Here is a 10,638-nt window from a genome sequence, read left to right as displayed (position 1 = left end):
ACGCAGGATTCTTTAGTGACGAGGAACCCTCTTTTAAAGCTAGGTAATTATTTTTCCAACAAAAACTTGACACCGTCTTCACCAATTTTTCACTTGACATATATCGTAAATGTGATACTATATATCTTGTAGTTAGCACTCAACCTTAGTGAGTGCTAATAATAACGAGGTGATACTATGGATGAAAGGAAAGAGCGCATTCTGCGTGCTATCATTCAAGATTACATTAAAACAGCGGAACCTGTTGGTTCTCGTACGATCGCAAAGAACTATGATTTAGGTATCAGTCCTGCAACAGTACGAAATGAAATGGCTGATTTAGAAGATCTTGGCTTTCTTGAACAACCTCATACATCAGCAGGTCGGATTCCTTCCGCTAAAGGCTATCAATATTATGTAGATACTTTACAAGGGTTTGAAGACGATGCTGCTGAAGATATTCCTGTAATTCAAGAGTTATGGCAGACTCATCAACAAGAACTTGATGATTTTTTTGTAGAAATAGCAAAACTTATTTCTCGTATTAGTCATAATGTGAGTATGTTTTTAGCTCCCGCCCATGATTCATCTACTATAACCTATATCCATGTTCTTCCTATCGACGAACATAGAGCGGTCATGGTGGTGGTAACGAATACAGGTGCTTTGGATAATGAGCCAATTTATTTTACAGAACCTATTAATACAGAAGAATTAGCTATGCATGCGCATCGCTTTAATAGTGTACTTCATGATGTATCCATCCAGGATATCACGCAAGAAAACTTAGACAAGATGCGAGTAACTTTAGACTTACAAGATACAACGTATGTCATGTTCTGCGATACATTATATCGAGCCATTGCTAAGCGAAAACTATTCTACACAATAGGGACTACATCTTTATTAGAACAGCCAGAGTTTAACGATATTAAGAGGGCTCAACCACTGTTAGCTTTACTAGAGCAACAAGATGAGTTAACCCAATTATTAACGCCAAACTCTAGCAGTCCTATCGATGTAAAAATAGGTCACTCCAACGAACTGGTGAAAGATATTAGCGTTATCCAAGCAAGTTTCAATGTTCCTCATCAAGTGGGTACCCTCGCTATTGTAGGACCTACACGAATGGAATATGGCCGTATTATGGGTATCCTAGCCTATATTAATAAGTGCATGGAAGAATTACAAGAACAGAAAAAGAAGCTGTAAAGAGGTGAAGTATGGAAGAAAATAAACAAGAAGAAACAGTCACTCCTGAAGTGGAAGTTTTGGAAGAAGAAGCTCCTGAAGCAGTAGACCCTACGAAAGAATGGGAGCAACGATACATGCGTCTGCAAGCAGATTTTGAAAACTTCAGACGTCGTACAAACCAAGAAAAAGAACAATTAGGGGTGTTTGTTAAATCGCATGTCATCGAAGATTTACTCCCTGTGTTAGATAACTTTGAAAGAGCACTTTCAGCACCGGAAACACCGGAAACAAAGGCTTTTATGGAAGGATTTGTAATGATTCAACAAAGCTTGATGACAAGCCTATCAAAACAAGGTTTAGCAGTCATTGAAGCTGTGGGACAACCATTTGATCCAAATTTCCATCAAGCTATCATGCGTGTTCCAGCTGAAGATATGGAAGATGACACCGTGTGTGAAGTATTACAAACAGGCTATACTGTAGAAGGCCGCGTGGTACGTCCAGCCATGGTGAAAGTAGTCCATAACGGATAATTAATTATTATAATTAACATATTAGAAAAAGTATTAGGAGGTCATGTTAAATGGCAAAAGTAATTGGTATTGACTTAGGTACAACAAATTCTTGTTTCGCAGTAATGGAAGGCGGCGAACCAACTGTTATTACAAACCAAGAGGGAGCTAGAACGACTCCTTCCGTAGTAGGTTTTGCAAAAAATGGTGAACGTTTAGTAGGTCAATTGGCTAAACGTCAAGCAGTTTCTAACCCTGAAAACACAATCATTTCTATTAAACGTCATATGGGTACAGATTATAAAGTGAATGTAGAAGGTAAATCCTATACACCACAAGAAATCTCTGCTATGATTCTACAAAAAATTAAAGCTGATGCAGAAGCTCATTTAGGGGAACCAGTAAAACAAGCAGTTATCACTGTTCCTGCATACTTCACTGACTCTCAACGTCAAGCTACAAAAGACGCTGGTACAGTAGCAGGCTTAGAAGTACTACGTATCATCAACGAACCTACAGCAGCTGCGTTAGCATATGGTGTAGATAAAGGTGAAGACGGTAAAATCCTTGTATTTGACCTTGGTGGTGGTACATTCGACGTATCCATTCTTGAATTGGGTGAAGGCGTGTTCGAAGTATTGGCAACATCTGGTAACAACCATTTAGGTGGTGACGACTTTGACCAACGCATCATGGATTATTTAATCAGCGAATTCAAAAAAGAAACTGGTATCGATTTATCCAATGACAAATTAGCTGATCAACGTTTAAAAGAAGCTGCTGAAAAAGCTAAAATTGAATTGTCTGGTGTAGCAAGCACACAAATTAACTTGCCATTCATCACAGCTGATGCAACAGGCCCTAAACATTTAGACGTAACATTAACTCGTGCTAAATTTGATGAATTGACTCGTGACCTTGTAGAAGCAACTATCGAGCCTACTCGTAAAGCAATGAAAGATGCTGGTTTATCTGCATCCGAAATCGATAAAGTATTATTGGTTGGTGGTTCTACTCGTATTCCTGCAGTACAAGATGCAATCAAACGCGAATTAGGTAAAGAACCAACTAAAAATATCAACCCTGATGAATGTGTAGCTATCGGTGCTGCTATTCAAGGTGGTGTATTAGTAGGTGAAGTAAAAGACGTATTGTTACTTGACGTAACTCCATTGTCTTTAGGTATCGAAACTATGGGTGGTATTTTCACTCGTATTATCGACCGCAACACAACAATCCCTACATCTAAATCTCAAGTATTCTCCACAGCAGCAGACAACCAACCTTCCGTTGATATTCACGTATTACAAGGGGAACGTGACATGGCAGCAGCTAACAAAACATTGGGTCGTTTCGAATTGTCCGGTATCCCAGCAGCTCCTCGTGGAGTACCTAAAATCGAAGTTACTTTCAACATCGACGCGAATGGTATCGTAAATGTAAAAGCAAAAGATCTTGGTACTGGTAAAGAGCAAGCAATTACAATTACATCTTCTTCCGGTTTGAGCGATGAAGAAATCGATCGCATGGTAAAAGAAGCTGAAACACATGCAGCTGAAGATAAAGCTAAAAAAGAAGAAGTAGAAGTGAAAAACAATGCAGATAACTTGGTATACCAAGCTGAAAAAGCAGTGAAAGACTTCGAAGGCAAAGCAGATGCAGCACAATTAGAAGCTGTTAAAAAAGCGACAGAAACATTAAAAGCATCTATTGAGTCTGGCGATATTGAAAAAATTAAAGCTGATAGTGAAGCATTGACAGCTCCTTTATACGAATTGTCCTCTAAAATGTACGAACAAGCGCAAGCACAAGGAGAACAAGCAGGACAAGAAACTCCAAAACAAGATGATAATGTGGTAGACGCTGACTACACAGTAGTTGACGAAGACAAAAAATAATAAGAAGGGACATAGGTAATGGCTCGTGATTATTATGACGTCCTTGGCGTCAGCAAAAATGCATCCCAAGATGAAATTAAGAAAGCCTTTCGTAAGAAAGCACGTCAATACCATCCAGACGTGAATCGTGACAATCCAGAAGAGGCAGAAAAAAACTTTAAAGAAGTGAATGAAGCCTACGAAGTCTTGTCCGATGATACGAAAAAAGCACAATATGATCAATATGGTCATGATGCCTTTACTGCTGGCGGAGGTAACTCCGCTGGTGGCTTTGGCGGTGGTTTCGGTGGCGGTGGATTTGGCGGCTTTGGCGGTGGCAGCGGATTTGAAGATATTTTTGGTAATATCTTTGACATGTTCGGCGGCGGTGGTGGCCGTGGTCAACGTGGTCCAGAGCGTGGTGCCGATTTACGCCAAGATGTACGCATTTCTTTCCGTGATGCTGTATTTGGAACAACGATGAAAGTCAATGTACAGCGGCATGAAGAGTGTGATCATTGTCATGGTACAGGTGGTGAGCCTGGTTCTAAAGTAGAATCATGTCCAAATTGTCATGGCTCTGGTCAAGAAGCTGTTGTTCAAAATACACCATTCGGTCGCATGCAAACAGTTCGCACATGTTCACGTTGTGGCGGTCGTGGTAAAGTGATCGAAAAACCATGTAAGGTATGCCGTGGTCAAGGTCAAGCTATTAAACGCCGTGATATAGAAATCAAAATTCCAGCTGGTGTTGATGATGGCGCACGATTACGTGTATCAGGTGAAGGTGAACCAGGTTCATTAGGTGGTCCTAAAGGAGATTTATACGTATATATTTCTGTGGCAAGAGATAAGGAGTTTGAACGTAGTGGCAACGATATTGTGATCCGCCAAACAATCTCCTTCTCACAAGCTGCGCTAGGTGCTACTATACAAGTCCCTACTTTAGAAGGAAAAGTAGACCTTAAAATTCCAGAGGGCACACAAACTGGTACTGCTTTCAGAATTAAAGGACAAGGTGTTCCGTATTTACGTCAACCAAGCCAACGAGGTGATCAACACGTAGTTGTCACTGTGGAAACACCTAAAAAATTGACAGATAAACAACGTCAATTATTAGTTGAGTTTGCTGCAGAAAACAAAGAAGATGTAAATACTTTGAAAGTGAACAAAAGCATATTAGAAAATTTAAGTGATAAGGTGAAACAGTTATTTTGCCAAGATTAAACCTTGGTAAGTAAGGAGTCATCTATGAAATGGATAGAAATATCCATTACTGTAGAAGTGGCAGTCATTGATGAAATGGCTGCCATTTTTAATGATATAGAGTGTAATGGATACATAGAAGAAACAATAGAAAATAACCCTAACTTAAGCCGTGTAACCATCTATTTAGGCGTAGACAAAGATGAGGAGCCGTGGAAACAGATCATAGAAACAGCATTACAAGATACTAATATTTCCTATAATGATATGCAATGTAAAACTGTGGATGATGAGCAATGGTATCATAGTTGGCAGCAATACATCATGCCCACAAGACTGTTACCAGACCTTGTCATCTGTCCCGCTTGGCAAACCTATGATCCAACTACAGATCCACTTGCCACAGAACAAGATGTGGTAATGACCATGGATACAAAGCTATCCTTTGGTACGGGGGACCATGAAACTACGAGAAACTGCGCTACTCTACTTGGTAAATATTTGCATACCCTTGCAACGCCGATAGCAGAGCAAGTATGTCTAGATATAGGCACTGGTACAGGTATTTTATTACTAGCAGCCCATCATTTAGGGATACCTAACCTAGTGGGCATCGACCTAGAAGAAGAGGCAGCTATACAGGCCAAGGAAAACTGTGAAAATAATGGTATTGAGGCCACCATCATTCATGGCAATTTAAGCGATGACTTTCACGGTAAAGCTCATCTTATACTAGCGAATTTAACAGTAGATCCTCTAAAAATTTTATTGCCTATGATTAGGGAAAAACTACACGATAATGGTATACTAATAATAAGTGGTATTGTGGACGATCGGTATGATGAAATTATGCCGTATATTACTAACCACTGGACTATTATGGAAGAAATGGTAGAGGGCCCTTGGTATACCTTTGCCTTGGCATAAGATAGGAAGTATATGAAAAAAATATTTATTGATGGCATTATAGATGAAAGTATCCAGTTACCTACAGATACAGCACATCATCTCTTTCATGTATTGCGCCATTCTAAAGAGGAACCTTTTATTGTGAGCAATCATGAAGGGCATACAGGTGAATTTGTGCTAATATCTGAGGAATCAGATATATATATGGCGAAACGATTACGTACCATTGACGTGTCTACATCAGCTACGAAAGTAGTGTTAATTCAATCCTTTTTGAAAGGAGATAAATTCGAGTTTTTATTGCAAAAGGCTACGGAATTAAATGTTCATCACATTTACAGTGTATCTTCGGCCCATTGTGTGGCTAAATATGATGCTAAAAAATTAAACGCCAAGAAAAGTAGATGGGAAAAAATTATCATAGAAGCAAGCCAACAATGTGGTCGCCCTGATGTACCTACATTAACAGTAGAACAGTCACTTTCAAAGGTACTGCAAACCTTACAATCTGATGAGGGAGTTCTCTTGTTAGGCGCCTATGAACGAGAAGATGACAAGACGATCAAAGATATTTTACAAACACAGTTACATACTAATTCATACCATACCATAGCCATTTGCATTGGTCCTGAAGGTGGTTATAGCCCTACTGAAATGGACCTATTGGAATCCTGTGGAGGCCATAAGGTTAGCCTAGGCTCCACTATATTACGAGCTGAAACAGCGGCACTAAGTGCTGTGAGTATGATTCAATATGAATTACTAGATTAGGAGTCTCATGAAGACAGTTGCATTTACTACTTTAGGGTGTCGTGTCAATCAATATGATACGGATGCCATGAAAGGTTTATTTATAAAAGCAGGATATACTCCTGTTGGTTTCGATGAAGAAGCCTCTATTTACGTGATTAATACTTGTTCCGTAACGAATATGGGAGAGAAAAAATCACGCCAATTAATTCGACAAGCAAAGCGCCGTAACCCAGATGCGTTCATCGTGGTAACAGGATGTTATGCTCAATTGGCGCCAGAAGTGATTTCTGCTATCGATGGGGTCAACCTTGTCATCGGTACAGCAAATCGAAATAAAATTGTAGAATTAGTAGAAAATATTCCATCTACAGAAGAACAGATTTCTATCGTTCGTAATGTGATGGAAGAGTCTACATTCGAAGAAATGCCTTTATTTGGCAATGAAATAGAAAAATGTCGGGCTTTCATGAAGATACAAGAAGGATGTAATAATTTCTGCTCCTTCTGTATCATTCCTTATACACGGGGAAAATTAAAGTCTAGAAAAATAGAAGATATTGTGGAAGAAGCAAAACGCCTTGTAGCCTATGGGTATAAAGAGGTTGTCCTCACAGGGATACATCTCGGTAACTATGGTATTGAATTACCTGAACGACCAACCTTAGGCCGTGTTGTGCGTGAATTATTGACCATTGATGGCTTAGAACGCATTCGTTTTGGTTCTATTGAGTCTGTGGAAGTATCGGAAGAATTAATCGAGTTAATGGCTACCAATCCTCGTGTATGCCCTAACTTACACTTGCCGTTACAAGCAGGATCTGATCCAGTATTGAAATCTATGAACCGTCACTATAATTTGCAACAATACAAAGACTTAGTGAAGTATTTACGTAATCGGATTCCGAATTTATCCATTACGACAGACATTATCGCTGGTTTTCCTGGAGAAACAGACGAATTATTCGAGGAAACCATGCGTACAGTGAAAGAAGTTGGCTTTACGCATATCCATGCATTCCCATATTCCATTCGAGAAGGCACACCAGCTGCTAAGATGGAAGAGCAAGTTCCAGAAGCCGTAAAAAAGACACGTGTAGCCTTATTAAATCAATTTGGGAAGGAAGGCTTTAAAGCCTATGCTGACCGTTTCCTTAACCAACCTGTGAAAGTTCTCATTGAACAAAGCGATGACTTTTACTATTATGGCTTAACCAATGAATACGTACATAGTAAAATACCTAAACAAGAGCATATATTCAGCGTAGGGGATATTGTGAGTGGAATTGTAACAGAAGTACATAGCGATGTGGTTTTGGTTGAGATTACAGGATAGTTATATCAGATTCCAATACTTATTCTATTAAGGTGGATATATGGCAAGAGGAATTTTATATGTAATGACAACCGTCGTAGATGGGTTAGTAAAAATAGGTAAGACTGGTATTGATAACTTTGAATCTCGAATGAATACATTAGAAAACAATGGTTATCGAAATGTAGTTGGCTTAAAAAGAAAGTTTGCTATTGAAGTAGATGATTATGATGAAAAAGAGCTCCTATTAGATGATATATTTAGTAAAAGTCGACTTCATAATACAGAACTATTTGCACTTGATATAGATTTAGTTATCCAATTATTATCTTCCTTTGATGGAAAGCAGGTATATCCTACAGATCAAGGGAAAGATGTTGTATTTGATAATGCTACTAAGGCTAGAGCTGATAATTTAGAAAATCAAAGTTATCAAAATATTCCTGACGGATTATATCATATCGATCAAAAAAGAAAAGATATTGAATCTATATATGGTAAAATGTTGGTGGACAATGGTAAATTTATTGTATTAAAAGGTAGTTCATGTCCTCCTTCTAACTATTCCTATGCTAATGAGCTAAGAAAATCAGCTGTGATAAAAAATGGTATATTAATAGAGGACATAGTGTGTAAATCTCCATACGCTGCTGCAACTTTAGTTAGGGGATTGTCTACAAATGGTTGGACAAGCTGGAAAAATGAATCAGGGGAAACACTAGATAAGTTTAGAAAATAATAATAGACTACATAGAAAATATTTGATATATTTAACATATAGTATGTAAGTATCATACGGTATATAAGAAAGGGGATTCCCATGAAAGAAGATTGCTTATTTTGTAAAATTATTAATAAAGAAATTCCAGCTAAGGTTGTATTAGAAAATGACAAGTTCTTAGCGTTTCATGATATTGCGCCGGTAGTACCTGTGCATGTGTTGATCATTCCTAAGAACCATGTATCTAACATTGCACACTTAAATGAAAATAATGAAGAATATGTGGAGGGTTTATTACCATTTGCTAAATTAGTAGCAAAAGAATTAGGTATTGCAGCCGACGGATACCGTTTAACATTAAATACTGGTGCTAAAGCAGGTCAAACTGTATTCCATCTACATGCACATTTATTGGGTGGTAAAGAATTAGGTTGGCCAAATATTGACTAATTTAGGAGGCAGCAGAGTGTCAATCAATCAAACTATTATGAATCAATATAATGTAGATAATATTCTGCATTACTTTCAAGAGATTGCTAAGATTCCTAGAAAATCTGGACATGAGCAAGCGATTTCCAATTATATTAAAGACTGGGCTCTAAACCTAGGATTAGATGTATCTCAAGATAAACAGTATAATCTAATCATAAAAAAGAGCGGCACAGAGGGCTATGAATCCCATGAACCAGTCATTTTGCAAGGCCATATGGATATGGTGTGCACGAAATTAGAGTCTGTGGAGCATGATTTTATTAATAATCCTATTTCGTTACACGTTGAAAATGGTATATTACATGCCAATGGAACTACTTTAGGGGCAGATGATGGCTTTGCTGTGGCGTATGGTATGGCTATCTTAGCGTCTACTAATATTCCACATCCTCCATTAGAGGTAGTATTCACGGTAGAAGAAGAAACTACTTTCAAAGGTGTTAAAACATTAGATTACAGTCATTTACAAGGCAACCGTCTCATCAATATGGATGGGGAAAGCATGAATGAGGTGACTATCGGCAGTGCTGGCGGTCATGGATCCACTGTGACATTACCAATTGTTCCAGTATCTGTAAATAATGAGATGACAAAACGAAGAATTACTATTGAAGGTTTAAAGGGTGGTCACTCTGGTTGTGATATCCATTTAGTCCGTGGTAATGCTATTTACATTCTGTCTAAGGTATTAGAACGTATCACTGGAGAACACAATATCCGCATTACAGAAGTAAATGGTGGCAGTGCACCTAATGCGATTCCATTACGTGCCTATGCCGATCTGTATCTACATTTACAGGATGTACCGTATGTGCAAGTTCTTTTACAAGAAGAACAAGACAAGTGGAATGCACATTATGCATCGTCTGGTGAAAGTATGACAATATCGTTATCTGTTGTCCCTAAAGTAAATCGTGAAGATTTAGTGGAATTAGATTTAGATGCCATCACCATGGAACGAGCTTTCAGCTGTGATACTGTACAAAAACTATGTGCTCTTATTCAAGGAATTGAACAAGGCGTGTTACAACATGCTCCTGAGAATCCAAATGAAGTATGGTACTCTAATAATATTGGTGTTTTAGGTATGGCGGATGGTGCTGTATACCTAAAAATGCAAGTACGCAGTACAGATACGAAGAATCTAGAGAATCATTATAAAGGCTTAGTGCAATTGGCAGAAACTCATGGTGCTACGACGACCCTTGAAAGCCCGTATCCAGGCTGGCTACCAACATTTGATAGTCCATTACAACAAGCCTATCAAAAGGCATATGAATCTGTGACAGGAGCTAAAGATTTACAGTTCAATGTCATCCATGCAGGTCTTGAAGTTGGCTACATGTTAGATAACTTACAAGGGCCTGTAGATGCGATTAACATCGGACCAAATATTCATGACCTACATGCGCCTACAGAACGTATGGAGTTAGAAAGTTTTGTTACTACTTGGAATATTCTAAAAGAGTTTTTAAAAAGCTTATAATCTACTTCTTTACCATAGTTTGTGCTATTTATGTTATGCTTGTCATACTAATGATATTTGGGTAGAACTATAAAGATATATACATGCAAGTGCTAGTGTACCAACATAGGTTATTGCTAAGGTACTGTCAAGAATTTTGTGTAAACTCTTTAAGAAATAAATGCTCTAAGCAATTAAATGGATGAAAGTAAGTGAGC

The 10,638-nt window shown here is 38.3% G+C and carries 10 protein-coding genes; all 10 read left to right on the top strand.

The features are described from left to right. The first annotated feature begins 177 nt into the window (after positions 1–177). Entirely contained in the window at positions 178–1,191 is a 1,014-nt protein-coding gene (gene hrcA, locus EO125_RS09450) for a heat-inducible transcriptional repressor HrcA (protein ID WP_127148679.1), read from the top strand. Between the two features lie 11 nt (positions 1,192–1,202). Then, a complete protein-coding gene (gene grpE / locus EO125_RS09445) occupies positions 1,203–1,706 on the top strand; it encodes a nucleotide exchange factor GrpE (RefSeq protein ID WP_127148678.1) in 504 nt (167 codons plus the stop codon). 50 nt (positions 1,707–1,756) lie between these two features. Next, positions 1,757–3,583, top strand: a complete 1,827-nt coding sequence (gene dnaK / locus EO125_RS09440; RefSeq protein WP_127148677.1) for a molecular chaperone DnaK — start codon at positions 1,757–1,759, stop codon at positions 3,581–3,583. An 18-nt stretch (positions 3,584–3,601) separates the two neighbouring features. Beyond that, positions 3,602–4,789, top strand: coding sequence for a molecular chaperone DnaJ (gene dnaJ / locus EO125_RS09435; protein ID WP_127148676.1), 1,188 nt, complete (start codon positions 3,602–3,604; stop codon positions 4,787–4,789). A gap of 24 nt (positions 4,790–4,813) precedes the next feature. Beyond that, positions 4,814–5,695, top strand: a complete 882-nt coding sequence (locus EO125_RS09430) for a 50S ribosomal protein L11 methyltransferase (protein WP_127148675.1) — start codon at positions 4,814–4,816, stop codon at positions 5,693–5,695. A gap of 12 nt (positions 5,696–5,707) precedes the next feature. Further along, the gene (locus EO125_RS09425; protein WP_127148674.1) at positions 5,708–6,448 is read left to right on the top strand and encodes a 16S rRNA (uracil(1498)-N(3))-methyltransferase; all 741 of its coding nucleotides are present in this window, start codon (positions 5,708–5,710) and stop codon (positions 6,446–6,448) included. Between the two features lie 7 nt (positions 6,449–6,455). Then, positions 6,456–7,763, top strand: a complete 1,308-nt coding sequence (mtaB, locus tag EO125_RS09420) for a tRNA (N(6)-L-threonylcarbamoyladenosine(37)-C(2))-methylthiotransferase MtaB (protein ID WP_127148673.1) — start codon at positions 6,456–6,458, stop codon at positions 7,761–7,763. Positions 7,764–7,803: 40 nt separating this feature from the next. Further along, positions 7,804–8,481: a DUF4357 domain-containing protein gene (locus EO125_RS09415; RefSeq protein WP_127148672.1), complete on the top strand. Its 678-nt coding sequence runs from the start codon at positions 7,804–7,806 to the stop codon at positions 8,479–8,481. 81 nt (positions 8,482–8,562) lie between these two features. Then, a complete protein-coding gene (locus EO125_RS09410; protein ID WP_127148671.1) occupies positions 8,563–8,913 on the top strand; it encodes a histidine triad nucleotide-binding protein in 351 nt (116 codons plus the stop codon). A 16-nt stretch (positions 8,914–8,929) separates the two neighbouring features. Next, on the top strand, positions 8,930–10,441 hold the full coding sequence (pepD, locus tag EO125_RS09405) for a beta-Ala-His dipeptidase (protein WP_127148670.1): 1,512 nt from the start codon (positions 8,930–8,932) through the stop codon (positions 10,439–10,441). The last annotated feature ends 197 nt before the right edge of the window (positions 10,442–10,638 follow it).

Source organism: Veillonella sp. VA139 (assembly GCF_003992005.1).
Lineage (GTDB): Bacteria > Bacillota > Negativicutes > Veillonellales > Veillonellaceae > F0422.
This window is presented reverse-complemented; position numbering and strand designations above follow the sequence as displayed.

Coding starts and splice junctions, on each gene's coding strand:
- hrcA (WP_127148679.1), top strand. CDS start 178: ATGGATGAAAGGAAAGAGCGCATTCTGCGTGCTATCATTCAAGATTAC.
- grpE (WP_127148678.1), top strand. CDS start 1,203: ATGGAAGAAAATAAACAAGAAGAAACAGTCACTCCTGAAGTGGAAGTT.
- dnaK (WP_127148677.1), top strand. CDS start 1,757: ATGGCAAAAGTAATTGGTATTGACTTAGGTACAACAAATTCTTGTTTC.
- dnaJ (WP_127148676.1), top strand. CDS start 3,602: ATGGCTCGTGATTATTATGACGTCCTTGGCGTCAGCAAAAATGCATCC.
- EO125_RS09430 (WP_127148675.1), top strand. CDS start 4,814: ATGAAATGGATAGAAATATCCATTACTGTAGAAGTGGCAGTCATTGAT.
- EO125_RS09425 (WP_127148674.1), top strand. CDS start 5,708: ATGAAAAAAATATTTATTGATGGCATTATAGATGAAAGTATCCAGTTA.
- mtaB (WP_127148673.1), top strand. CDS start 6,456: ATGAAGACAGTTGCATTTACTACTTTAGGGTGTCGTGTCAATCAATAT.
- EO125_RS09415 (WP_127148672.1), top strand. CDS start 7,804: ATGGCAAGAGGAATTTTATATGTAATGACAACCGTCGTAGATGGGTTA.
- EO125_RS09410 (WP_127148671.1), top strand. CDS start 8,563: ATGAAAGAAGATTGCTTATTTTGTAAAATTATTAATAAAGAAATTCCA.